General features: G+C 68.1%; 26 protein-coding genes. 11 read left to right on the top strand and 15 right to left on the bottom strand.

The window, feature by feature from the left end:
* Positions 1–8: 8 nt before the first annotated feature.
* The 5 genes from FV218_RS10325 to FV218_RS10305 form a co-directional block, all read right to left on the bottom strand.
* Positions 9–704, bottom strand: a complete 696-nt coding sequence (locus tag FV218_RS10325; RefSeq protein ID WP_147709640.1) for a VIT family protein — start codon at positions 702–704, stop codon at positions 9–11.
* A gap of 5 nt (positions 705–709) precedes the next feature.
* On the bottom strand, positions 710–1,264 hold the full coding sequence (locus FV218_RS10320; RefSeq protein WP_147709639.1) for a cytochrome b/b6 domain-containing protein: 555 nt from the start codon (positions 1,262–1,264) through the stop codon (positions 710–712).
* A 63-nt stretch (positions 1,265–1,327) separates the two neighbouring features.
* Positions 1,328–2,131 (bottom strand): DNA starvation/stationary phase protection protein, encoded by an 804-nt coding sequence (locus FV218_RS10315; protein WP_147709638.1) that lies wholly within the window; start codon positions 2,129–2,131, stop codon positions 1,328–1,330.
* Positions 2,132–2,713: 582 nt separating this feature from the next.
* Entirely contained in the window at positions 2,714–4,102 is a 1,389-nt protein-coding gene (locus FV218_RS10310; protein WP_147709637.1) for an ATP-binding protein, read from the bottom strand.
* Positions 4,095–4,772, bottom strand: a complete 678-nt coding sequence (locus FV218_RS10305) for a response regulator transcription factor (RefSeq protein WP_147709636.1) — start codon at positions 4,770–4,772, stop codon at positions 4,095–4,097. The genes FV218_RS10310 and FV218_RS10305 overlap by 8 nt, the downstream gene beginning before the upstream one ends.
* 297 nt (positions 4,773–5,069) lie before the next feature.
* Here FV218_RS10305 and FV218_RS10300 point away from each other — a divergent pair, with 297 nt between their 5' ends.
* The 5 genes from FV218_RS10300 (at position 5,070) to FV218_RS10280 (ending at position 12,079) form a co-directional block, all read left to right on the top strand.
* On the top strand, positions 5,070–6,329 hold the full coding sequence (locus FV218_RS10300) for an efflux RND transporter periplasmic adaptor subunit (protein WP_246685064.1): 1,260 nt from the start codon (positions 5,070–5,072) through the stop codon (positions 6,327–6,329).
* A 7-nt stretch (positions 6,330–6,336) separates the two neighbouring features.
* On the top strand, positions 6,337–9,474 hold the full coding sequence (locus FV218_RS10295) for a CusA/CzcA family heavy metal efflux RND transporter (protein WP_147709634.1): 3,138 nt from the start codon (positions 6,337–6,339) through the stop codon (positions 9,472–9,474).
* A gap of 238 nt (positions 9,475–9,712) precedes the next feature.
* Positions 9,713–10,660, top strand: coding sequence for an MBL fold metallo-hydrolase (locus FV218_RS10290; protein ID WP_147709633.1), 948 nt, complete (start codon positions 9,713–9,715; stop codon positions 10,658–10,660).
* Positions 10,661–10,867: 207 nt separating this feature from the next.
* On the top strand, positions 10,868–11,626 hold the full coding sequence (locus tag FV218_RS10285; protein WP_147709632.1) for an SDR family oxidoreductase: 759 nt from the start codon (positions 10,868–10,870) through the stop codon (positions 11,624–11,626).
* A 12-nt stretch (positions 11,627–11,638) separates the two neighbouring features.
* Positions 11,639–12,079: a hypothetical protein gene (locus FV218_RS10280; RefSeq protein WP_147709631.1), complete on the top strand. Its 441-nt coding sequence runs from the start codon at positions 11,639–11,641 to the stop codon at positions 12,077–12,079.
* A 3-nt stretch (positions 12,080–12,082) separates the two neighbouring features.
* Here the strand turns inward: FV218_RS10280 and FV218_RS10275 are convergent, their stop codons facing one another.
* The 7 genes from FV218_RS10275 to FV218_RS10245 form a co-directional block, all read right to left on the bottom strand.
* Complete coding sequence (locus tag FV218_RS10275) at positions 12,083–12,982, bottom strand: sigma-70 family RNA polymerase sigma factor (protein ID WP_147709630.1); 900 nt, start codon at positions 12,980–12,982, stop codon at positions 12,083–12,085.
* Positions 12,966–13,364 (bottom strand): hypothetical protein, encoded by a 399-nt coding sequence (locus FV218_RS10270; RefSeq protein WP_147709629.1) that lies wholly within the window; start codon positions 13,362–13,364, stop codon positions 12,966–12,968. Before FV218_RS10270 ends, FV218_RS10275 begins: the two co-directional genes overlap by 17 nt.
* A gap of 115 nt (positions 13,365–13,479) precedes the next feature.
* Positions 13,480–14,181 carry a sigma-70 family RNA polymerase sigma factor gene (locus FV218_RS10265; RefSeq protein ID WP_147709628.1) on the bottom strand — a complete coding sequence of 234 codons (702 nt, stop codon included), beginning with the start codon at positions 14,179–14,181 and terminating at the stop codon, positions 13,480–13,482.
* A 157-nt stretch (positions 14,182–14,338) separates the two neighbouring features.
* Positions 14,339–14,542, bottom strand: a complete 204-nt coding sequence (locus tag FV218_RS10260) for a CsbD family protein (RefSeq protein ID WP_147709627.1) — start codon at positions 14,540–14,542, stop codon at positions 14,339–14,341.
* Between the two features lie 347 nt (positions 14,543–14,889).
* Positions 14,890–15,333, bottom strand: a complete 444-nt coding sequence (locus FV218_RS10255; protein ID WP_147709626.1) for a hypothetical protein — start codon at positions 15,331–15,333, stop codon at positions 14,890–14,892.
* 7 nt (positions 15,334–15,340) lie between these two features.
* Positions 15,341–15,721, bottom strand: coding sequence for a glycosyl hydrolase (locus FV218_RS10250; protein ID WP_147709625.1), 381 nt, complete (start codon positions 15,719–15,721; stop codon positions 15,341–15,343).
* A gap of 74 nt (positions 15,722–15,795) precedes the next feature.
* Positions 15,796–16,257, bottom strand: coding sequence for a hypothetical protein (locus tag FV218_RS10245; RefSeq protein WP_147709624.1), 462 nt, complete (start codon positions 16,255–16,257; stop codon positions 15,796–15,798).
* Positions 16,258–16,714: 457 nt separating this feature from the next.
* Between FV218_RS10245 and FV218_RS10240 the strand changes: the two genes are divergently transcribed.
* Complete coding sequence (locus tag FV218_RS10240; protein ID WP_147709623.1) at positions 16,715–17,116, top strand: PRC-barrel domain-containing protein; 402 nt, start codon at positions 16,715–16,717, stop codon at positions 17,114–17,116.
* Here the strand turns inward: FV218_RS10240 and FV218_RS10235 are convergent.
* Positions 17,106–17,375, bottom strand: coding sequence for a hypothetical protein (locus tag FV218_RS10235; protein ID WP_147709622.1), 270 nt, complete (start codon positions 17,373–17,375; stop codon positions 17,106–17,108). The genes FV218_RS10240 and FV218_RS10235 overlap by 11 nt on opposite strands.
* A 257-nt stretch (positions 17,376–17,632) precedes the next feature.
* Between FV218_RS10235 and FV218_RS10230 the strand changes: the two genes are divergently transcribed.
* Complete coding sequence (locus FV218_RS10230) at positions 17,633–18,076, top strand: hypothetical protein (protein WP_246685063.1); 444 nt, start codon at positions 17,633–17,635, stop codon at positions 18,074–18,076.
* 238 nt (positions 18,077–18,314) lie between these two features.
* Complete coding sequence (locus FV218_RS10225; RefSeq protein ID WP_147709621.1) at positions 18,315–18,731, top strand: DUF1236 domain-containing protein; 417 nt, start codon at positions 18,315–18,317, stop codon at positions 18,729–18,731.
* A gap of 977 nt (positions 18,732–19,708) precedes the next feature.
* Here FV218_RS10225 and FV218_RS10220 read toward each other — a convergent pair.
* Positions 19,709–20,008 (bottom strand): hypothetical protein, encoded by a 300-nt coding sequence (locus FV218_RS10220; RefSeq protein WP_147709620.1) that lies wholly within the window; start codon positions 20,006–20,008, stop codon positions 19,709–19,711.
* A gap of 267 nt (positions 20,009–20,275) precedes the next feature.
* On the opposite strand from FV218_RS10220, the gene FV218_RS10215 reads away from it, so the two are divergent.
* Positions 20,276–22,234 carry a hypothetical protein gene (locus FV218_RS10215; RefSeq protein ID WP_147709619.1) on the top strand — a complete coding sequence of 653 codons (1,959 nt, stop codon included), beginning with the start codon at positions 20,276–20,278 and terminating at the stop codon, positions 22,232–22,234.
* Between the two features lie 393 nt (positions 22,235–22,627).
* On the opposite strand, the gene FV218_RS10210 is transcribed toward FV218_RS10215, so the two are convergent.
* A complete protein-coding gene (locus FV218_RS10210) occupies positions 22,628–22,894 on the bottom strand; it encodes a hypothetical protein (RefSeq protein ID WP_147709618.1) in 267 nt (88 codons plus the stop codon).
* A 185-nt stretch (positions 22,895–23,079) separates the two neighbouring features.
* Here FV218_RS10210 and FV218_RS10205 point away from each other — a divergent pair, with 185 nt between their 5' ends.
* Both FV218_RS10205 and FV218_RS10200 read left to right on the top strand, forming a co-directional pair.
* A complete protein-coding gene (locus tag FV218_RS10205; RefSeq protein WP_147709617.1) occupies positions 23,080–23,331 on the top strand; it encodes a hypothetical protein in 252 nt (83 codons plus the stop codon).
* On the top strand, positions 23,324–23,943 hold a 620-nt coding region (locus FV218_RS10200), incomplete at its 3' end, for a hypothetical protein (protein ID WP_147709616.1). The genes FV218_RS10205 and FV218_RS10200, both read left to right, overlap by 8 nt.

The following is a 23,943-nucleotide window of genomic DNA, read 5'->3' as shown; positions in this document are numbered from 1 at the left end:
CCGGTCGCTCAGACGGCCTTTCCGACGAGATTTCCGATGCCGGCCGTAACGGCCATCGCCGCCGCGCCCCAGAACGCCACCCGCGTGGTCGCTCGCGGAATAGCGGCGCCCCCTGCCTTGGCCCCGAGCGCGCCGAGTACGGCCAGGAACAGCAGGGAGGAGCCCGACACTGCGTAGACCACGACGTTCGCCGGTGAAAGCGCGGCAACGAGCAAGGGGAGGGCCGCCCCGGCGGAGAACGTCGCCGCCGACGTCAACGCCGCCTGGATCGGACGCGCCGTGGTGAACTCGGAGATGCCGAGCTCATCTCTGGCGTGAGCGCCGAGTGCATCCTTAGCCATGAGTTGGTCCGCCACCTTCAGCGCCAGGTCTTGGTCGAGGCCGCGCGCGACGTAGATCCCCGCCAGTTCCTCCCGCTCGGCGGCCGGGTCCTCTTCGAGTTCGCGTCGCTCACGGGCGAGGTCGGCCTGCTCGGTGTCCGACTGGGAACTGACCGAGACGTACTCGCCGGCCGCCATCGACATCGCGCCGGCCACGAGTCCGGCCGTCCCGGCGACGAGGATCTCCCCGGATGCGGCGGAGGACGCGGCGACGCCGACGATGAGGCTGGCCGTCGAGACGAGGCCGTCGTTGGCGCCGAGTACCGCGGCCCTCAGCCAGCCGACGCGGTCGATCAGATGGTTCTCCTTATGGGTCGCGCGCATCGTTCTCAGGATCTTTCGTATGGGGCGGAAGGAACACGTCCCGGCAGGATGCGACGCAGCACGGCGTCGTGCCACAGGTAATGGTGGACGAGCGCGGCCGCTGCATGGAAGGCGGCGACCGCCATCAGGATGTTGGCAGCAAGACCGTGCCACTGGGTCAGCGGCTTGCGCCATTCCGGATCACCGAATTGCGGCAGGGCAATCGGTCCGATCAGGGTGGCGCCGCGCACGAAGGCGTTGGCGATGCCGAGCCCGGCGATGGCGAAGAGCAGCAGGAACAGGGCGGCATGGGTCGTCTTGGCGAGGACATGGAGGGGACCCTGATCCTCGACCGGCAACTGGCGGCCCTTCGTATGCCGCCAAACCAGCAACGCGACGATGACGCCGGTGAAGGCGAAGCCCAGGACGAAGTGGGCCGACCAAATTCCTGACCGAAGCGCGCCCTTCGGAACGAGATCTTCGAGCAAGGTGCCGACCAGCCAGAGGATCAGCACCAGCCCGGCCATCATCCAGTGCAGGGCGATGGTGGTGCGGTCGTAGGCGGCTTGTTGAATCGGCATGTCATGTCCCGTCGAAGTGGGTCACGCCCGCGCCGTGGGGGGCGCATGCGTGACCGGAGTGCATCAGGGCTTCGACGGCGCCTGGGGCGCGAGGTCGACGGGCTTGTTGTCGTTGAGGTCCCAGCCCGTGTTCGGGTCGGTCTTCGTGCGCTGAAGCTGGGCACGCATCTGCCACTGGTACTTGGCGATGCCGTGCTCGACCTCCTGCAGGAGGTTGGAGGTGGTCGGGTCGACCTGCTCGGTCGCCTTGATGGCGGCGTTCACCTCCTCGCCGACCCGCTTGTAGGCGTTGGTGAACCAGACCAGGATCTGGGCGTCGTCGAGGAAGCCCCCGGGGATCTCGGGGACGCCCGAGGTCCTCACGATGGTGTTGGCGCGCCCGTCAGCCGAGGCCCCGACCGCGAGCAGGCGCTCGGCGATGGTGTCGGCGTACTTGGACAGGCCCTCGTAGTGCTCCTGAAGCAGCAGGTGCAGCGGGTAGTACAGGGTGCCGGAGGCGTTCCAGTGGGCCTGCTTGGTCTGGAGCTGGAGCTGCTGCAGCTCGGTGAGGGTCTGCTGAAGGGCCGCGACGTCCTTCTTGATCGCGTCGGCGCCGCCATCGAGTCCGATGACCGGCATCCCCGACATCTCGTTGGTCGGGAAGGCGCCGACCGGCTGCGGACTGGTGGTCTTGGTCTGCGAGGAGCCGCGGACGTCGTCGACGCTCTTCGCGCTTGGCTGGTCGGCCTGGGCGAGGTCGATCCGCGAAAGGACCTTCATCGCGCTCGGGGCCGAGGGGGCGGCGGTCGGCGCGCCGTTGGCGAGGACGGGCAGCGGCAAGGCGGTCCCGACAAGGAGCAGGGCCGAGAGGAAACGAGCGTTCTTCATGAGGTGCCGATTTGACCTTGGAGCGTGCACCGCCCGGACGGGCGGTGTGGACCTTGGAAACGGCTGCAGTTTAGAAGCGTTCGAAAATGACGCCGAATTTAAGATTGCCGCGAATGCCGGGAAACGCTCTTGGATGTCCCGCACATCGGTCACGGGTCATCGATTTCCTCAGCCGCCGCCGCCGTGGCATTCCATACCCGGCGGGGCGGTCGAGCAATTGAGGTCGCAGGTCTGGTCCGCCCTGCAATACCACTGCAGCGATCCGCGACTGATGCACGAGCCCGCTCAGCGCTTGTGAGGCACCCCGACCGGCTCCGAGAACGAAAGCGGCGGATACTTCCGGGCCTGTGTGTGCCCTGCCGTTGCCGGTGAATTGATCATGGCGAAGGCGATGACCACGTAGGCCCACCTCCCCACTGCAAGCGTATTTCTCGACTTCATCGGATATGCTTCCCACCGAAGCACGCCCTGGAACAATTCCTAAAATTATATTCATTTTCGGGTCGCGGCCTTGACGGGAAGTGGTCTGACGCAAACTGTGTTGTGGACCATCATTCCATGGGTCCGCCCGCGGGCACCCGGTCAATCCGTGATGGTCGAACGACTGTCCGCCACCGGGCATTCCATTTCGAAACGGCATCCGCCTGCTCGACCGTCGCCCACGGTCAGCGAGAACCCATGCAGCTTGGCGATTGCGGCGACGAGGCCGAGGCCAAGTCCGTTGCCCTGGGTCTGTCGGGCGCGTTCCGCGCGATAGAACCGTTTGAAAACCAGGTCGCGCTCGCCGGAAACGATTCCGGGGCCCGTATCCTCCACCGATATCACGGCGTCGCCATCGCCGTCGCGTCGGTCGAGACCGACCCTGACGCTGCCCCCGGCCGGCGTGAACTTGATCGCGTTGTCGAGGAGGTTCGAGATCGCCTCGAAAATGAGGCTTCGGTCGCCCTCGATGGGCGGGACACCCGCGTCGACCGCCGTCTTGAGGTCGATCCCCTTATCTTCGGCGAGGGGCTCGAACAGTTCCGCCGCCTCGCTCACCACGAGCCCAAGGTCGACAGGACCGAAGGCGGCGCATCGGCGGCCATGCTCGATCTCGCCGATGCGGAGAACCGCCGTCACCATCTCCAACGTCTGGTCGATCCAGACCAGCCCCTGGTCCACCGCCTCGCGCAGTTCGTCGATGTCCCGTGCCTGATCGCGGCCGCGCTCCAGGCGCAGCCGGAGCCGCGTCAGGGGCGTGCGGAGGTCGTGTGCCACGGCGTCACCGACGCCGCGCACCTCGTCCATGAGCCGCTCGATCTCGTCGAGCATCCCGTTCACGTCCCGCGCAAGGCGGTCGAACTCGTCCCCCGCCTCGCCGACCGGCAGGCGCTGACGCAGGTCCCCACGCATCACGCGCGCGACCGCCGCCTCCGTCGAGGCGAGGCGGCGCTTGGCGCGTCCGGCGAGGAGCACGCCGCCGAGGATGGAGAAGGCCAGGGTCGGGACGAGGGCGAGGCCGAGCGCCCGGATCACCGTGGCCTTGGCGCGGTCGATCTCGTCGGTGTCGTGGGCCACCACCACGACGGTCCCGTCGCTCAGGTCCACGGCCGCCGACCAGAGGTCCTCGTGCAGGCGCCGTCCCGCGATGGCGACCTCGGTGCCGATCCGGCGGACCTCGCCATCCAGGGGCAGGTTGGCCGGTCGCGCATCGAGGTTACCCGCGAGCTTTCTCCCATCGGGACCGAAAAGGCCGGCGAAGTGGACGCTGTGCAGGTCCTCGCTGATCCAGGTCTCGATGCGGTTTGCCGCCTGCCCCGGGTCCCGGGCGGCATAACGGACCTCATGGCGGAGCACTTGGTTGAGCTCGTCCTGCATGAAGGCGGCGGTCTGCCAGTACACGAATGCGAACAGCATCAACGACAGCAGGGTCGACCACAGGGCGATGCCCAGCGCCCAGCGGAACGCGAAGGAGCGGGTCAGCCTAGACATCGGGTGTCAGGGTGAAGCCCTCTCCGCGGACATTGTGGATGAGGATCGGCTCGCCATCGATCTCAAGCTTCTTGCGCAGGCGTCCGACATGGACGTCGATCAGGTTGGACTTGGGTGCGAACCGGTAGTTCCAGACCTCCTCGAACATCATCGCCCGGGTCACGACCTGGCCCGGCCGGCGCATGAGGTATTCGAGCAGCTTGAGCTCGCGCGGCAGCAGGTCGAGGTCGCGCACGCCCCGGCGTCCGGTCCCGGCGAGCAGGTCGAGCTCCAAGGTCCCGACCCTGAGGACCGTCTCGCGGGAGTCCGTCGGACGCCGCAACAGGGCCTCGATGCGGGCCGCGAGTTCGCCGAGAACGAAGGGCTTGCCCAGGTAATCGTCGCCGCCGGCGCGCAGGCCGCGGATGCGCTCGTCGACGTCGCCGAGCGCGCTCAGGACGAGTGCGGGCGTCCGGTCCCCGGTGGCGCGCAGGTCGCGCAGCAGGGTGAGCCCGTCCAGGCCCGGAAGCATCCGGTCGAGGATGATGGCGTTCCAGGTCCCCGAACGGGTCGCATCCGCGCCTTCCGGCCCTGTGGCGACCCACGCGACCTCGTGCCCGCGCCCACGCAGGTCGGCGAGGATCTCCTCGGCCGTCGCGGCATCGTCCTCGATCAGCAGAAGCTTGGCCAACCCGGTCCACTCCCGGGCCCATGCCCCTGTCCCGGTCCATCATGTGGTTCGGGACCGGTGCCGGGACCACGAGTGTGAACGCGAATTTAATGGCGAGTACCGTCGCAAGCTCTAGGTCTTAGAACAACTCTAATCTGAACCGTGGATGATATCGTGCTGAGGGAGGCGGAGACCGACATGCCCGGGACCGGCGATGCCGAGATCGTCGACCGTGGCGGGGTGCGCGCATCTCGGACTGCCGGCGGATCGGGCACGAAGGAAATCTCCATTGGCACCGCGGCACCCGATCCTGCATCCATGAGGATCGGTCCCCGTTCGTGGTGGGCCCTGGCCGTTTGCCTGGCCGCGCTCGGGCTGGCTGGCTGGTGGTATCGCGACGCCGTCCGGCCTTATGTCGAACCGCTTCTCCAGACGGTCGGGTTGGCGCCCACGGCACCCGAGGCCGCGACGACGACCCCTGCCGCCTCCGAGCAGCCGACCGAGGACAACGTCGTTTGGCTCGATGCCGACGGCCAGGGCCGCCTCGGACTGGCCTTCGGGCAAGCCGAGACGCGCCGGATCATCCTGCCCGTGCGCACGCCCGGCATGGTCGCCTTCGACGAGCGCAGGGTCACCCGCCTGAAGCCCCGCACCTCGGGGCGGGTTCTCAGCCTCTCGGTGCAGCCCGGCGACCGGGTGAAGGCCGGCCAGACGCTGGCCACCCTCGATGCCTCAGGTGTCCTCGACGCCCGTAACGGCCTTGCAGCCGCCCAGGCCAGCCTCGGAGAGGCGCAGGCCACGGAGAAGGTCGCCGAGACGAACCTGAAGCGCGGCAGCGACCTCGTGAAGATGGGTGGCGTCGCCCAGGCCGAGGTCGACCGGCGCCAGGTCGACCTCGCCAAGGCCCATTCCGCAACCCTGTCCGCCAAGTCGCAGGTCGACCTTTACCGGGCACAGTACGAGCGCCTCGCCCCGGCGCCCGGAGAGGCTCCAGGCGTCAGCGCCATCGTCTCGCCCATCGACGGCGTGGTGACGATGGCGGGGATCACCCTGGGCGAGGTGGTCGATACCAATCGCGACGCCTTCACGGTGGCCGACCCCTCGCAGATCCAGGTCCTGGCCAACCTCTACGGTCACGACATTTCGACCGTGAAGGCCGGCGACCGGGCGACCATCGAAGCCCCAGTGACGGCGCATCCCCGCTTCGAGGGCCGGGTCCGGTCGGTCAACGCCGCCATCGACCCGATGACCAACACCGCCCCGGCCCGCATCGAGATCGCCAACCCGGACGGGACGTTACGCGCCAACATGTTCGTTTCCGTGGAGATCGCCGCCGATCTCGGGCGTGAGGGCGTCACGGTGCCGGCCGCGGCGATCCAGCAGACCGAGAGCGGCCCCATCGCCTTCGTGCGCACCGGCAACGACCGTTTCGAGAAACGAGACCTCACGCTCGGAGTCCAGCGTGCCGACTGGGTCGAGGTGAAATCCGGAATCCAGCTTGGGGAGACGGTGGCGACGCAAGGAAGCTTCGGCCTCAAGGCCATCCTGATGCGCGCCCTGCTCGGCTCGACAGATTGAGGTCGCGATGAACGCCTGGTTCGCCCTCCTCATCCGCCGCCGCTGGCTCGTCCTCGTCCTGGCGCTCGCCGGCGCGGTCGGCGGCATCGTCAACCTCGAAGGCCTGTCCATCGACGCGGTGCCCGACGTCTCGCCGAAGCAGGTCATGGTGCTGACGCTGTCGCCGGGCCTCGGCCCCCTGGAGGTCGAGCGCCTCGTCAGCTTCCCCGTCGAGAACGCCATGGCCGGGGCGCCGGGCCTGTCGGGCATCCGCTCGACGTCGCGCTACGGCGTCTCGGCCGTCTACGTGACCTTCGACGATTCCATGTCGATCACCGAGGCAAGATCCCAGGTGTTCCAGCGCCTGCCCTTGGCGAAGACGATGATGCCGGCCGGCGTCGGCGATCCCGAAATGGGTCCGATGGCGACGGGATTGGGCGAGATCTACCAGTTCGAGGTGCGGGGCCCGGGCTACTCGCCGATGGCCCTGAAGCGCATCCTGCAATGGACCATCGCGCCGAAGCTCAAGCTGACCCCCGGCATCGCCGACGTGAACGTCTACGGCGGTCAGATGCCGACCTACGAGGTCCGCATCGCCGCCGAGAGCCTGCATCGCTACGGCGTGACGATGGGGCAGGTCTACACGGCGCTCACCGAGAACAACGCCGCACGGGGCGGCGCCTACATCGAGCACAATGACCAGCAGGAGGTAATACGCGGCCTCGGGCTTGCCAAGGATACGAAGGACCTTGCCAATATCGTCGTGACCACGGGCCCCGGCGGCGTGCCTGTGACGGTCGCGACCCTGGGCGAGGTGGTGGAGGCGCCGAAGGTCCGTCTCGGCGCCGTAACGCACGATGCGGCCGGGGAGACCGTGGTCGGCATCGCCATGATGCAGCAGGGCGAGAACGCCAGCGCCGTGGTCGTGGCCGTGAAGCAGACCATCGAGGCCCTGCGCCCGCAACTGCTGCCGGGCGTCGAGATCGTGCCGTACTACGACCGCAGCACCCTGGTGGCGCGGACCATCCGCACCGTCGAGCACAACCTCATGGAGGGGGCGGTACTCGTCATCGTCGTGCTGCTCCTGCTGCTGGGCAACCTGCGGGCCGGCCTGGTGGTGGCGGCCGCCATCCCCCTGTCCATGCTGATGGCGTTTGCCGGGATGCGGCTGTTCGGGCTCTCGGGCAACCTGATGAGCCTCGGCGCCATCGACTTCGGCCTCATCGTCGACGGCGCCGTGGTAATGATCGAGAACGTCCTGCGCGCACGCGGCGAGCACCCGGAGCGGCCGGCCGAGGAGGTCATCCGCAAGGCGACCGTCGAGGTGGCCCGCCCGATCCTGTTCGCGGTGGCCATCATCATCATGGTCTACCTGCCCATCCTCGCCCTCGAAGGGGTCGCGGGCAAGATGTTCCGGCCGATGGCGCTGACCGTCATCCTGGCGCTCGCCGGCTCGCTGGTCCTGACCATGACCCTGATGCCGGCGCTCGCCGCCATCGTGCTGGCCGGACCCGGGATCGGCGAGCGCGAGACCCGCCTCATCCATTGGGCGCGCAGCGCCTACACCCCCGTGCTGAGGCTGGCCGAGCGCCGCACGGGGATCACCGTCCTGGTGACGTTCGGCCTGTTCGCCGGGAGTTGCTGGCTCGCGACCCGGCTCGGGGGCGAGTTCCTGCCCAAGCTCTCGGAGGGCTCCATCGTCATCACCTCCGAGAAGCTGCCCGGCATCAACCTCGACGCCTCGCTCAAGGTCATGAACCGCATCGAGCGGACCCTGAAGAGCTTCCCAGAGGTCAAGCGGGTCGTGTCGCTGACCGGCAGCGCCGAGATCCCCACCGACCCGATGGGGGTGGAATCCACCGACAGCTTCATCACGTTGGCCGACCCCTCGACCTGGACGACGGCGGACACCCAGGAAGGGCTCGTCGCCGCCATCGACAAGCGTCTGCGCGCGGAGGTGCCCGGAGTGTCCTACGCGTTCTCGCAGCCGATCCAGATGCGAATGGACGACCTGTTGGAGGGCGTGCGCGGCGACGTGGCCATCAGCCTCTACGGCGACGACCTCAAGGTGCTGAAGGACAAGGCCGACGCCATCGTGCGCGCGGTCTCCGGCGTCACCGGTGCCGCCGACGTGAAGGCCGAGGCGCAGGCGGGCATGCCGGCGCTCTCGATCCAGGTCGACCGGGCCGCGGCCGCTCGCTACGGCATCAACGTCAGCGACATCCTCGACGTGGTGGAAAGCATCGGCGGGCGAACCGCCGGCATGATCTACGGCGACGACAACTCCATCACTGACATCGTGGTCCGGTTGAAGTCCACCGACCGCAGCGACATCGAGCGCATCCGCGACCTGCCGGTCGGGCGCAATGGCAAGGCGCTGGTGCCACTCTCGCTGGTCGCCTCGGTCGACGTGGCGACGGGACCGGCCCAGATCAGCCGGGAAAAGCTCCAGCGGCGGATCTCGGTCCAGGCCAACGTCCGTGGTCGCGACGTCCAGAGCTTCGTGACCGACGCGCAGGCCGCGGTCCAGGCGCAGGTTCCTTTGCCCCCGCGCTACTCGCTGCAGTGGAGCGGGCAGTTCCAGAACCTTCAGGAAGCGACAAGCCGGCTCTCCGTCGTGGTACCGGCCGCGATGGCGGCGATCCTGGTGCTGCTCGTGGTCATGTTCGGCGACATCCGCCTCGCCGGGCTGATCTTCCTCAACGTGCCCGTGGCCGCGACCGGTGGCATCGTCGCCCTGTACCTGCGCGGGCTGCCATTCTCGATCTCGGCGGCAATCGGATTCATCGCCACCTTCGGCATCGCCATCCTCAACGGCGTGGTGCTGACGAGCTACATCCGGGACCTCGAACGGATCGGCCTCGATGCCCGGGAGGCGGCGACCCGCGCAGCCGAGATGCGCCTGCGGCCGGTCCTGATGACCGCGCTGGTGGCGGCTCTCGGTTTTTTGCCGATGGCGCTCTCGACGAGCGCGGGCGCCGAGGTACAGCGTCCGCTCGCCACGGTGGTGATCGGTGGCCTCGTCACCGCGACGCTCCTGACGCTTGTGGTCCTGCCCGCCGTCTATCCGTACCTGGCGCATATCCGGCTTCCCTGGCGTCGTCGCGATGAGGGTCCATCCGGACTGGGCGCGAAGGACGACCAACGGGTGAACGTCGATTGGTAGGCGCCTCTTCCGCACCGACGTCGGCTCCGCCGACGTGCGGGCGCACATCGGAAGCGCGACCCGGCGACCGCGGGCCGGCTCGCATCCGATTTGATACCCCTTGCAGCCGTCGCGGCGTCACGGATGTGAAAGCGGATGTCACGTCTGCCTCCCCAATCTCGTCCCGGTGGCATGACGCGCGAGTCTTTATGGCGGTGAGCCAGGTGCATCCACGCGCGTCCCCCTGAAAGGGACAGCCATGAACATCGTAGAGACCGGCCGAACCGGGCGGACCGACCCCGGATATCCCGACCGCCCGCATCCAGGGACGGAGGAGTTGGCGCCGTCGCGCTACGCGGTACGCATCGGCGAGATCGACGTGCTGATCGTCAGCGACGGGGTATTGCCCCTTCCGACGGCCATGCTCGCCCACAATGCCGACCCGGCGCTTCGGGCGGCATGGCTGGACGACATGTTCCTGGCGCCGGACGCGTTCGACTGGCCGCTGAACGCCGTCCTGGTACGGAGCGGCGGACAGACGATCCTCGTCGACGCCGGGCTCGGGTTGGATCCGGACCTGGCCCTGCCGCGGGCCGGCCAGTTGGTCAAACGACTGGAAGCGGGCGGCATCGACCTGGCGTCCGTGACCGACGTGGTGCTGACGCACATGCACATGGACCATATCGGTGGCCTCCTCATCGAAGGGGTCAAGGACCGGTTGCGGCCCGACCTGAGGATACACGTGGCGGCCGCCGAGGTCGCGTTCTGGGAGGCTCCCGATTTCTCCCGCACCTCCATGCCGACGGGCTTCCCGGACGCGCTGCGATCCACGGCCAAACGATTCTCCGAGTTGTACCGCAGCAACCTGCGAACCTTCGAGGAAGCGCATGAGGTCGCCCCTGGGGTGGTCGTCCACCGCACCGGTGGGCACACCCCCGGGCACAGCGTGGTCCGCCTGGCATCCAGCGGAGAGCGCCTCACGTTCGCCGGCGACGCCATCTTCCCCGTCGGATTCGACCAACCCGACTGGCACAACGGTTTCGAGCACGACCCCGAGGAGGCGGCCCGCGTCCGTATCCGTCTTCTGCGGGAATTGGCCGGGACCAGGGAACAGTTGGTGGCCACGCACCTGCCGTTCCCGTCCGTCGGCAGGGTCGCGGTCGATGGCGACGCCTTCCGTTGGGTGCCGGTGTTCTGGGATTACTGACCACGCCCCCAGCAATGGCCAAGGCAGCGGCGGCGCCGGAGGAGGTCCTCCGGCGTTGCCTCTCCGGCGGGACGGACTTTCCTGGCCGTAGGGCGGTTGGACCCCGCCCGGATCGATTTCACCGGAGGCGATGTCACACCGGGTGGGACCGCTCTCGTCTTGGTTTCGAACGTCCCCACCGGGACCGGACACAGGACGGAGCGTCACATGAAGATCGTCGTCATCGGCGGCACGGGGCTGATCGGCTCTCAGGTCGTCACCACCCTGAAGGCTGCCGGCCACGAGGTCCTCGCGGCCTCGCCGAACACCGGCGTCAACGCCGTCACGGGCGAAGGCCTCTCGGAAGCGTTGAAGGGCGCAGGCGTGGTGGTCGACGTCGCCAACTCGCCATCGTTCGCCGACGACGCGGCCATGGATTTCTTCGTCCGCGCCGGACGGAACCTCGCCGCCGCCGAGAAGGATGCCGGCGTCTCCCACCACGTCGCGCTCTCGGTCGTCGGGACCGAACTCCTGCTCGACAGCGGGTACTTTCGGGCCAAGCTGGCCCAAGAGGAACTGATCGCCTCGGCGGGCGTGCCCTGGACGTTGGTCCGCGCCACGCAGTTCTTCGAGTTCGTCGCCGCCATCGCGGGAGCCGCGCTCGTCGACGGCGTCGCGCGCGTGACCTCCGCGTCGATCCAGCCCATCGCGTCGGCCGACGTGGCCGCGAAGGTCGCCGAGGCTGCGCTGGCGCCACCGCGAAACGGCATGGTCGAGATCGCCGGGCCCGAGCGGCTGCCGATGGTCGGGTTGGTGAAGCGTCATTTCCAGGGCCTCGGCGAGACGCACGACATCCGCACGGACGACACCGCACCGTATTTCGGGGTGGTCCTCGGCGGCCCCTGGCTGACGCCCACCGGTGACGCGTGGCTCTCGCAGCGGCGCTACGGCGACTGGCTGGCGGCACAGCCGAAGCGCACGGCCTGAGGCCTCCCGCCGATGGATGCAGCCTATCTTCCGGCGCTGTCGGCGCTGGCCGGTTCGGCCATCGGCGCGATGGCCTCCTTCGCGACCACCTGGCTGACGCAACACAGCCAGGAGCGCGCCACCCTGCTGGTGCAGGACCGGGCGCGACGGGAAGCGCTGTATGGCGAGTTCATCAGGGAGGCGTCGACCTTGTTCGGCGATGCCTTCCGGCACGAACTCGACGACCCGGCCAAGCTGGTAAGCCTCTATGCCATCGTAAATAAGATCCGGCTCTTCGGGGAGCCGGAGACGCTTCAGGAAGCCGAGCGCGTCATGCAGCGCATCGGCGAGACTTACTTCGCCCCGAACAAGGTTCTCGCCGCCTTCGCCGACATCCGCCACGCCAGCGACCTCGATCCGCTCTGCGCGTTCTCGACGGTCTGCCGGAGGGAGCTGGCAATCGCCCGCCGTTGAGGCTCAGTGAGGGGGCGGCGCTCCCGCCGCCCCTCCGAACGACATCGCCATTCGCTGGAGCTTGTCCGGGTTGCGGGTGAAGTAGATGCCGACGATCATCCCGCCCTGGATGTCCAGGGCGACGGTCTGGAGCATCCCGCCCGGCTCCAGGCTGAGATAGCCTGGCAGGCCATCGATCCAGAGGTCCCGCAGCTTGCGGGCATCCTGGATCCACGACTTGCGCACGACCCCCTCGAACATGCGCGTGACCTTGTCGATTCCGATGATCGGCCGCGGGAAGGCGAGCACCTTTCCGCCTCCGTCGGAGTGCACCACGACGGCATCGGCGAGCATGCCGCGCAGCGCCGCGACGTCGCCCGTCGTCGATGCCTCGAAGAAGGCCTTGGCGATGCGCGCGCCCTCTTCCCTCTCGACGGGGAAACGCGGACGTGCGGCTTGCACGTGCTTCCTGGCTCTCGCCGCGAGTTGACGGACCGCCGGTGGCTCTCGCCGAAGCGTCTCGGCAATCTCGTCGAGCGGGACCGCGAAGACGTCGTGCAGGAGGAACGCGGCCCGCTCCAGCGGCGAGAGCCTCTCCAGGGCGAGCATCAGCGTGAGCGTGAGGTCATCGCCGGGGGCTTCGTCCGGGACCAGGGCAACGGGCTCGGGCAACCAGGTTCCGAGATAGGTCTCACGCCGGACCCGGGCGGACTTCATCACGTCCAGGCAAAGCCGCGTCACCGTCCGTGACAGGAAGGCGCCGGCCGACGCGACCCCGGCATGGTCGACCTGCCGCCAGCGCAGCCAAGCGTCCTGCACGACGTCCTCGGCCTCGCCGAGGGACCCGAGCATGCGGTAGGCGAGGCGGACGAGCCGCGCCCGTTCCTTTTCGAAGACGCGGGTCGGATCATCGATGGTCGGCATGGCGGAACGACCAGACGCTGAGGGCGAGCGCGATAAGCGCAGGAAGCGTCACCGAAGGGAAATCGCGGGGCAGGACCTCCGGCCCGCAGATGCCCACCGCAACCTCCCAGAAGTGGAACAGCGCGTGGCCCGAGAGCCAGACGGCACCGAGGGTCCAGAGAAGCGAGCGCTGTCCCGGGCGGGCAGCGCCATACGCGAACCCCGACCCGATCAGCACGAAGATCAAACCGATATCGCGCAGGAAGTGCTGATTGAAGGGGCCTGTCGTCGTCACGCCCGGTACCGCAAAGTACCATGCCTCCGGCGCGGCGAGCATGAAGACGCCGTTCCCGGCCAGTCCTGCGCCGAGGATGCCGGCGAGTACCGGAATGGCTTTGGGCATCGTGCGGTCTCCACGTGATTGGGTCACGCGATTGACGATGCACGGCCGCCCGATGTGACATCGATGGGGATTTGGCCGGGGCTCCTTCCGGAACCTCGGCCTTTCACGGCTCCCCTCAGGCGAGGGCATCCGTCGTCGAGGAGTCGCCCAGTCCGAGCACGCCGGACAGGTAGGCTCGCGCCCGGCTGACACGGCTTTTCACCGTTCCGACCCGACATTCGAGCAACTCGGCGGCTTCCTCGTAGGTGTAGCCCTCCGCGCCCACCATAAGCAGGGCGATCCGTTGGGCCTCGGGGATGCCGGCGAGCCGATCCTGCAGTTTCCTCAGGTTCACGACGCCTTCCTGGTCCGGGAGGGCGGTCAGCGTCGCAGCATGGATGCCGTCGGCATCCTCGACCTCGCGCTTGGCCTTGCGCATCTCGGTGTAGAACTGGTTGCGGAGGATCGTGAAGAGCCAGGCGTTGAAGTTGGTACCCGGCGTGAAGCGATGCCGGTTGGCCCAAGCCTTCACCAAGGCTTCCTGCACGAGATCGTCGGCCCGCGTCGCGTCGCCGGCAAGGGAGAACGCGAAACCCCTCAAGGCCGGCACCGCCCCGATCAACGTATCTCGGAAGGCATTCTCGGGGTTGGCCTTCGCCGGTCCGACGGCGGCGTCGAACCGTTCGATGAGGTATGCAAGTCGCTGCGGAAGCTCGGTCCCGACCGGCAGGGCGAAGTAGGACTGCAAAGCGGTCCCGAGGTGCTTGCGGACATGTGCGCCGACATCGACGACGTCTACGCCGCCATCGGGCTCGGCTGCGGGAAAGCTGTCGTCCATCGGTTTCGCGCCTCCAAATTCCGAGCCTCCTTAGAGTCTCTCAAATCTGAACGTTCGCGAAACTGAATACTAAATTCGAGTTTAATGTATCCTTGCGGCCCCGCCTATGGCCGGGGGAGCGGGGGGCGGGTCGGCCGCGCCGGCCCACCCCAATGTTTCAGGCCTTGCCGGTGACCTTGTCGGCCACGTGCTTGGCGCCGTCCTTGACGTCCCCGGTCGTCTTCTGGGCGTCGCCCTTGAGTTCCTGCGCCTTGCCCTCGGCCTTGAGCTTGTCGTTGTCGGTCACGTTGCCGATGCCCTGCTTCACGTTGCCGACGGCCTCGTTGGCGAGACCCTTTATCTTGTCGGTGGTGCTGCTCATGGCGCTTCTCCTCACCCGGGACCGGAGCGGCCCAGGGGCTCAGGAACGGCGTCCGGATCGATCCCGTTCCTGATCTTGGTTCACGGCTGCGCGACGGATGGCTCTCGGAGATCCGGCTATTCGTGCTGATCTTCGGGGAAACGAGGATCCGCACGCCTTCCCCTGCATCCAAGTCATCGCCAGGGGCTTGCAGAAATCGCATCGGATCGTTGCGGAGAACGCTGCGTCATGGCTCCGACAACGCAAACGGGACAGGTACAGCCTCCATGGCAGGCTGCCCCGTCCCGTTCGTGCCGTCTCGACGGAAAGTCCCTTGCCCCTTCAAGCCCTCGGAAGGGCCATTCATCCTATTGGCCGACAGTGGAGCCTGTGGAGGTGGTCGACTTGACCGGCTTCGAACCCGGCTCGTGGGTCATTGTCTTGGTGCGGGATTCGACGCTCTCGCCGTCGCGTACCTTGGTTTTGGTCTGCGACTTCGAGAAAGTGCCGCCGTCGTGGGCCATCGCCTTGGCCTGCCCGTTCAGGCCGCCGTTCCCGGTCTCGTTGACCTTCGCGCGATCCATGGTCTTGGCACCGGCGGCACTGCCGCCCGTCGCGAGCGAGGAGCCGGTGGCGCCGTTCGCCCCCGTGGACGTGCCGCCGGTCCCGACCGTCGACGCGGAGGTGCCGCCGACGGCGGCCGAGCCGGCGCTGCCGCCGGTCGCGCTGCCGCGGGGCTGGGCCTCGGCCATCGCGGGGGCGAGAAGCAGCCCGAGGGCCGCGAACGCCGGAATGATCCTGGTCATCGTCATGTCAGCCTCACCTCTTGTCCTTGGGAACGGTGACCACGCAATCGCCGTCGCCCGTGGTGGTCATCGTCGTGCCGTTGCCGGAACTCGAACTGGAAGCCGAGCTGCTCGTCGTGCCATTCGCGGATCGCGTGGTCACGGACGGGCCACCGGTCGTGGAACTCTTCACGCCGTCCGGGCCGGCAGTGACCGAACTCGATAGCGCCCCGGTGTTCCTCGCGTCGTCGGAGTGGACGACCTTGCAGGGCTTTCCGTTGGGGCCGGTGTTGACCGTCGTGCCGACCGAAACGCCGTTCGGACCCGCGGTGACGGTGCTGGTTTGGGCATGGCTCGCGGCGACCCCGGCAAGGGCGAGGGCGCCGCCGAGAAGCGGCAGGATCAGGCGCGCCATGGTGCAACTCTCCTCGGAAGCGGGAGGGGCGCGGTCCCGTAGGTCCGCGCCCGAGGTTTTAGGAGCGCGCCGGCTCAGCGCTTGTTGTGGCCGGGCGCGTTTTCGGAGTTGCCGTGACCGCCCTTGTCATGGCCGGCCGCGCCACCCGACTTCCCGGCGCCGTCGGACATACCGGCTGACGAGCCGCCAGTGCCGACGGTCGAGCCGCTGGTGCCCTTGCCGGCCGACGAACCGCCGGTACCCACGGTCGAGTTGGAGCCGCCGCCCGTACCGGCCGACGAGCCGCCGGTGCCGACGGTCGAGGAGCTGGTGCCGCCGCCCGCCGACGAACCGCCGGTGCCCAGCGTCGAGGACGTGCCCGCACCGGTGCCGGAGCCGGCGGACGAACCGCCCGTGCCGACGGTGGAAGAGCTGGTGCCGCCGCCGGCCGACGAGCCGCCGGTGCCGACGGTGGAGGACGACTGCGCGACCGCCAGGGCGGCGCCGCCGAGGACGAAGGTGGTGGCGAGGGCGGCGACGCGAAGCTGCTTCAACATGGTGTTCTCCGGTTGTGCTGGTCGTTACGGAGCAACAAACGGAGACCCCGGAGATACCGTTCCAAAATAATACAGCATTGAAGAGCAATTTGCCTGAATGAATGGCAGATTAACACAGTGTGTATGTTTGGTTCAGGCATAGATCTACTGTCGGGGCATTGCCCGGCGGACGGTTCTTCGCTCCGTCGATTGCCAGGACGTTCGCTCCTGGCTGATCCATCGCATCCCTCGGTCGATCCGTATGGGGGATGCGAGATCGGCCAGGAACGGCGATCCTCGCGGGACCGTTCCCGTCGCCGGAAGCCGGGGGACAGGACTGTCGCGGGGAAAAGCCGGGCGTCAGGTTCGGGCCTGGAGGGGTCGCCAATGGGCCCCACCGAGACCCGAGACTCCCGGCGGAACGGTTTGCGGTCGCCGCACATTCCTGGGCACCCGATCCGGGCTCAGGAGAATATTCATGCGTCGCTTCGTTCTCGCCCTCGCCGCCGTCACCGCCCTGACCGGCCCCGTCCTCGCCAAGGACGAAGCCCCCACGCCTCCGGCCACCGTCAAGTTCGCTCCCGTCCCGCAGGACGCGGTGTTGAGCTACAACCTGATCGGCCTGAACGTCGTCGACGGCACCAACAGCAACGTCGGCGAGATCAAGGACATCGTCATCGAGAAGGGCAAGCTCGCCGGCTACATCGTGTCCGTAGGAGGCTTCCTCGGCATGGGCGAGCGCTACGTGGTGATCGACCCGTCATCCGTCGCCCTGACCTATGACACGGGCGCCAAGAAGTGGAAGGCGTCCGTGAACGCGAGCAAGGATGCGCTGAAGGCCGCCCCCGAGTTCAAGTACGACGGTAAGTTTAAGCGCTGAGACCATGGGCGGGAGCGCTCGTCGCTCCCGCTTCCTGGGCGAGTTCGAGCTCCAGGGTGACGTCGTTCAGGTAAAGGGCGATGCGGCGCGCGGCCCTGCGGTCCCAGCCATCGACGTAGAAGCCGACGGCCCAGGGCTGGCCGTCGTATCGACGAAGGACGCTTTCGCTCATCAGGGCGATCTCGCGCTCCGACCTCGCCTCCAGGATGCGCCGTTCGTCACGGGTCACGAGCGTCACGCGGAAGTGCCCTTCGATCATGGTGGTCGGCCTCCGCGAACCTATCCCGTTACTCGCCCGGCTGCTCGCATGGACGAGACAACGCCGCAAGCGGCGAAACCGATCCGCGATTTGCAAGGGACATGCCTCGGCATCCGTGCGCCGACGGGGAGCCGTGAGGTTGTGTGGGTCCGGGGAGGCGGCAGGAACGGTATTGGCGCCCTCGGGATTACGATGGTCCGCACCGACCGCTCAGGGAGGTGACTCGCCCTGGAGGGCAAACGAACCGAGGCTGGTGCATGGTCACGTCCCGATTGGCGGCTTACGCCTTAGTCACGGTCGTCCTCGCTTCTCCGGTCGGCGTACGGGCCGGCGATGCCCCCAAGGTACTCCTGCACGGCAACTACTGCGGGGCGGGCAACAACGGCCCGCTCGCGCCCATCGATGCCCTGGACGCGGCGTGCGCCCGTCACGATGAATGCACGCCCGACAACGGACCGGCGTCGAAGGCGTGCAACCTGCGCCTCCAGGCCGAGGCCGAGGGCGTAGCCCAGGATCCCCGGCAACCTGACGAGCTTCGGGCCATGGCCGGCGTGGTGGCATCTGGGGCCGCGATGATGCCGTCGGCCCCCGCGCCCCAGGCCATTGTTCCGGTCCGCCCAGCAGAGGACGGCGCCGAAGTGCGTCTGCCTCAGGACACCGGGAACGACGAGCCAGATGGCGGCGAAACATCCCCCGATTAGCGGTGACGGCCGGGCTCGATACGAGGGACCCGAGTTCCGAACCGGTCGGCCACGTTGGATTGGTCGAGGGCGTTAAGGACGAGGTCGGGTTCGCGAAATTGCGGTGCAACGGATTCCGGACCTTGATGTTGCTACGGCGGAAATCCGACGGCTCGCCGTTGGGCGGGAGGGGTTCGCCATCCCTCATGAGGGCCGAACGCCAGTCCCCGATGTCCTTCCGGCGCAAGGAGACGACACCATGTCCAACAAGCTGCTTCTCGCCATGGCCGCCGCCGGCCTGTTCGCCCTCCCGATGACCGCCCATGCACAGGGCACCCTGCGCGGTGCCGCCGAGGGCGCCGAGCGCGGTGCCGATGCGGCCGGTCCCATCGGCGGCATCGTTGGCGGCGCGGTCGGCGCGGCCACCGGCACCGTCGGCGGCATCCTCGGCGTCGAGGATCGCCCGCGCTTCCGTTCCTACGTCCGCGAGCGCGGCGTCCGTTCGTATAGCTGGGGTGGCCCGGTGAGCGTCGGGACCGTGCTGCCTGACGACGAGGTCACCTACTACGACGTGCCCAGCGAGTACCGGGCCCGTCCGGGCTATCGCTACACCATCGTCAACGAGCGCCCGGTGCTTGTGGACCGCAGCCGCCGCATCGTCGAGGTCATCGACTAATCGACCCCGCGCCGGACCCGTTCCGGCGCACCCGCCTACCTTGGGAGCCCCCCGGTTATCGCCGGGCGGGCTCCATTTCGTTTGCGCCACGGATGGTGCAGACCGCCACCTGAAGCCCGGCGAGACTGCGACGCTTCGGTAGGGGCAGGGTCGCCGAGGAACTCTCGGAAAGCTGGAGTGCGTAGCCGTCAAAAAGGACGATCTAAACGTAGACGATGCCGCTCCGCCCAAGAAGCAGCACCGTCATGCCTGAGATTTAATAAAACGGAAATTTAGTCCGGAAAACGGATCATTAAGCCCGAGATCTTGGATGCGCCATCGTCAATTCCAATCAGAAATTTGATGGCGAGCTTGAGCGCCAGCGGTCACTGAATATTTTGCATCTCGTCAATCTTCGAGAAAGCGTCGGCTTTACATATTTTCCGGCCGAAAGCAGACAGGCAGTAATCCACCCGGTACGGATGTTGGGAGTAGGTACTAAGCGTCGGATTTCCACTACTAGAGGCGCTGTCCAAGAGCACCGCCCTCGGATCGCCCCGGCGCCGGGCCCGCAGCAGGATCTGTCGGATCGCCCCTCGGACCGTCCCGTTAAGAGATGGAGATCGTACTGCCCGAGGCAGTCGGCCCACGCGTCAAGGATGTCCGTGTGCAGCAACTCGAACTTGGTCGCCCGAGCCGGGATCCGTTCGGTCCGAGCCTGTCCCCGATTGGCGGGCGCCTATCTCAGGACATGGTAGACGGTCGCCACAGAGACCGCGGCCCGCTGCGCGATCAGTTCCCTCGACAGGCCCTCGTCTCGGTGCCGGATGATGCGGGCGTTCCTGGCCTAGCGGGCCGGGACGGCGGGGAGCGGGGTTGCCCGGCCCCGGACAGGATCTGCGAGACGCAAGGCCGGGACACCCCGAACAAGGCAGCGATTGCCGCCAGCGTCCAGCTCTTTCCGGGCAGGCGGGTGATCTCTGCCAGGCTGGGCGACATCAGCGTGCCTCCCGCTGAGAGATGACCGTCACGACCCGGTCCCTCTCGATCACCATGCCGATGCCATCCCGGACGACGTACTTCGCACCGCGGTGGACGGCGACGCCGCCGAAGAAGGCGATCCAGTCGCGGATGGCCTGGAGCGGGACGTCGATGATCTTGAAGACGTCCAGCGTCTCCCGGTCGGCGCAGCGGCGGATAGCATGGTGGGTCACACACACACCCGCGGAGTGGTTACGTTCGACCCCGGGCAGCAGGGGCGACGGGGTGACGGTCTCGAAGGCGGGGGCAGCGCGCATGGGAGCTCTCCGGCGGTTGTGGAGAGAGCCTCCGTTGGGCTGCGGGATTCGGCGAGGGCAGCCCAATCAGGTCGTTCCCATCCCAGTCGGGAACCCCGGCGATTCTCGCCCGATCCGGTGTCGAGGACACCCCAATCCCGGGGGCCGGGGTGGCTTCCCCAGGGCGGGCCGCCCCCAGGGGGTCGGTTCAACCACGGCCGTTTGCGGAATGCCAGCGACGCGGGTAGCATCTGAGGGTTCGCAGGAGTGCTGCCCTGCGGACTTCAGATGACCCTACGGAACATGGTCAACCTCTCGCCCCTCCCTTGCCCTGCGACCCGCGCCCATCTCCGGCGCGAGCATGTCGCGTGGCTTAACCCGAAGGGGTCGGTCGGACGCGTCTGGATCGGGCGGAAGCTCATCGAGGGCGATCGCGAGACGTTCGAGGGCGAAACCGTCGATCCGGCCGACGCCCCCAACAGCCCCCACTTTGAAACGGCGCAGCTCCTATCCGCGAATAGGTTCTGGGGCCGTCGCAGGAGCAGCGAGAACCTGAAGTCCTGCGGCTCGATCCCCCTCGACTTCGACTACAACCAGCCTGGCCTTCCCTACGACGGCTGGGAGCCCGAGGCCGTCATGGCCCTCCTCGTCGAGGGGTTCGAGGCCGCTGGCCTCCCCCAGCCGTCAGTGTGGATCTTCTCGGGCCGGAACCTTCAGGCAGCCTACGCCTTCGACGGGGCCAAGGCGGCGGCATGGCCCCGCGTCCGCGCCACGATCGCCGCCCTCCACGGTCCCGTGCTCGCCTTGAACGGGCTGCCGATTCGGCGCCGGCGCCACGAGGACACCGAGCTCGACGCCCATGAGGCTCGCATGCTGCCGCTGTGGCGCCGCTTCCGGGACTGCGGTCTCGACCGCGTCTGCACGGATGCCGCCCGCGTTGTCCGCCTCGTTGGCAGCATTCACCCGAAGTCCGGCCGCATGGCCCGTCTGCTCGCCCCTGCCGCATTTGCGGACGCCACGCGCTTCAGCTTCCACACCCTCGCCGACGCGATCCTTCCCGTGGCCCGGCACGCCCTGACCGAGCGCCGCCGCGAGCGCATCGCGGCCAAGGCCGTCGGTGCCAACCACAACGCCGCCCCGAAGGCCGTCCGCCGCGTCCCCTCGGGCTACTGGCCGACCGTCCTCTCCGACCTCCTCGCGCTTCGGGAGCATCGGGTCGGGATCCGCGTCGGAGGCCGCGAGACCTGGCTGTTCCTGACGGCCAACGCGACCGCGCAGGTTCGTGGCGGATCCCGGGAGGACTGGGTCGCCGAGCTCGCACCCCTGGCAGGCCTGTCCGAGCGCGAAGCCTTCGCGGCCCTCGGGTCCCTCGACCGGCGCCAGCGTCGCAACGAGGCCGGCGAGACGGACACGTGGGAAGGCACGGAGCGGTCTCCCCTGTACGGCTACAGCGCCGCCCGGATGGTCGACCTGCTCGACGTCCAGGTCGACGAGGCGGACGCCGCATGCCTCAGGGCCCTCGTCCCGGGCGGAGCGGTCGCCATGACCGCAGCCGAGCGGCAGGCAGCCCGCCGGCGCCGCCTCAATGCCTCCGCGCGTACCGACACCGTCGAGGATCGCATCGTAGACGGCCTGTTCGGTCTTGGGATGCGGGCCGAGGGGTGGACGATCGCCGAGGTCTGCTACACGACCGGACGCGGCCGCACGAGCCAGCTTCGCGCAATGGCCGAGGCCGCCGAGGACCTTCGGGTCAACGGCCCGACCAAGCTCACCCGACCGACCGAGCCGATGGGCCCCGTCGAGGTGTCCGAGGCTCAGACGGTCGTCCACGGTTCGTCACGCTATATTGTGGGCTCCGCCTCGCGAGGCTCCCGCTCCGCCTCCGAGCCCTCGGTTCCGGCCTCCGGCAAGGTTCGGGTCGTCCAGCACACCGTCCACCATGCCGAGGTCGTGACCGCAACGGCCCGCTGGACGTGGATCACGACGAAGCTCCCCGTCTTCGGCTGGAACGAGGTTTGGGAAGTCCAGGGGGCGTCCGGCGCTTCCTTGGATCCTGCCGACGTGGCCTTGGCCGAGGATGCCCGCCAAGCCCTGTCGGACCGCCTCATGGCGTCCCACACCCGCCCCCGCCGTGCAGCGGCTCATCGCCCATCGTCAGCCCGTGTTTCCACCGCCTGGGCCGTCCAGACCGTGGCCTACGATCTCAGGCGCGAGGCCGAGTCCTACCGCATCGCATCCGGTCGGTGAGGCTCGTTCGCCCCTTGTTCCAGGCGGGGGGCGCGGTAGAATCCCTCTGCCTTCGTAGGGCGAGATGCAGCACATCTCGACGGCCGTCGCGACCCCCGGGTCCGGCGGCCGTCCCCGTTTCGGGGCCCGTGACCTGGAGCCCGTGACGGCATCGACCCTACCCTTGGGCCATGCCCCTCTCCCTCTCCGTCGTGGCCGACATTTGCGACCACGGCGCCGTTTGGAAACAGGCGTTCCTCTTGGAGGCCAGCCTCGACCGGTTCCGGCGGGCGTCCGCGTGGGCGATTTCGGAGACCGCCAAGGTCGCCAAGCAGCGCGCCACGGAGGCCCTCGACGGGGCCTTCCAGAACCCCACCCCCTGGATGCGGCGCGCCTTCACCTACAGGCGCGCCCTCACGAAGCCTGTACGGCGGCGGCTTCGTACCGGGCGAGGCAATCGTACGTGGCCAGCCTCGTCGCCAGGACGGCCTCGGCGGGGGCGCGTGCGAGGTCCCAGAAGACGAGGCCGCCGGACGCTTCGAGGCCCACCTTGGCCAGCCCCGGGCGTGCGCAGACTGCAGCGCAGTCCCAGAGGTGCGTGCGCCGGGCGGACCAGCGCGTGTCGCCGGCTGGGATCCAGGCGAGGTCGAGGAACGGGACGGGTGAGGAGAGTGTCGCCATCGAAGGACCCCCTTAAAGCACCAAAGAAGTGCTTTAGTGCTATGCTTGATGTTTACCCCGATTAGACGTGACACGCACCCGTATCCCGCCGCAATTCTCAGTTTTTAACGCATTAGGCCACTGGACAGCACTGAAATACAAGCTAACCTTACATCGCAAGTTCAAATTCCTTCACGAGGTCCATCATGAGTTCTTCGAGCGCACCCGTGTGCGCGGCCGATCCCCCGCGGCTAGTCACGGAGAACGACGTCGTCGACATGCTGCGCGACGTGGTCACGCGCGACGGAACGCAACGAGCCGCCGCGGCCCGCTTGGGCTTCAGCCACTGCCTGCTGTCGTCCGTACTCGGCGGCCGCCGGGCGCCGACGGCTCAAGTCTATCGCGCCGTCGGCGTCGGGAGGCTCCTCGTCCTGACGAGGGAGTGCTCCGATGCGTGACACGCTCGGTTCGATCGACCGCGACGTCTACAAGACACCCGAGCCGACGGCGGTGGCGCAGCTTTTCGCGTCCCACGGCCCCGAGGCCGCGGAGACCCGCTGGCAGTGGATCGACCCCCGGACGCTGGGGACACTCGCTCGCACCGGACGGGCCCAGTTGGGGGTGGAGCCGGTCATCCGAAGAGCCTGCAGCACCACGCCCATGCAGGAGGCCGTGGGCATCGAGGCCGGCTACATCCTCGGCGGTCGCACTGCCGGGCAGAGGGCGGCCGGGATTCGCACGGACGGCCTGACGCCCATCGAGCATGAACGCGGCCTCACGGACATGCCGAAGGCATCGGGCGCCGAGCGCGGCCGGCGGGTGTCCCTGTCCGTCGCCGCGAGGAACGGCGACGCCGCCGCGGCCGCCGAGATGGAGTCGATCGCCGAGTACGAGCTGGCCGTACGCCTGGTCCTGAAGCTCGCCCTTGGGCTCGTCCCCGAGCAGCCGCCCCTCGGCCGGTACGTCCTGCCGGAGGCCTCCACCGACCTCGCCGAACTCCTCGCCGACCACCCCCGCGCAGCCGTCGTGGCGGTGTTTCCAGCTCTCGCCAAACCGCCGTTCGCCACCCC

The organism is Methylobacterium sp. WL69 (assembly GCF_008039485.1).
Classification (GTDB): Bacteria; Pseudomonadota; Alphaproteobacteria; order Rhizobiales; family Beijerinckiaceae; genus Methylobacterium.
Note: the sequence above shows the minus strand (reverse complement) of the source record. Positions and strands in the feature narration are given on the sequence as shown.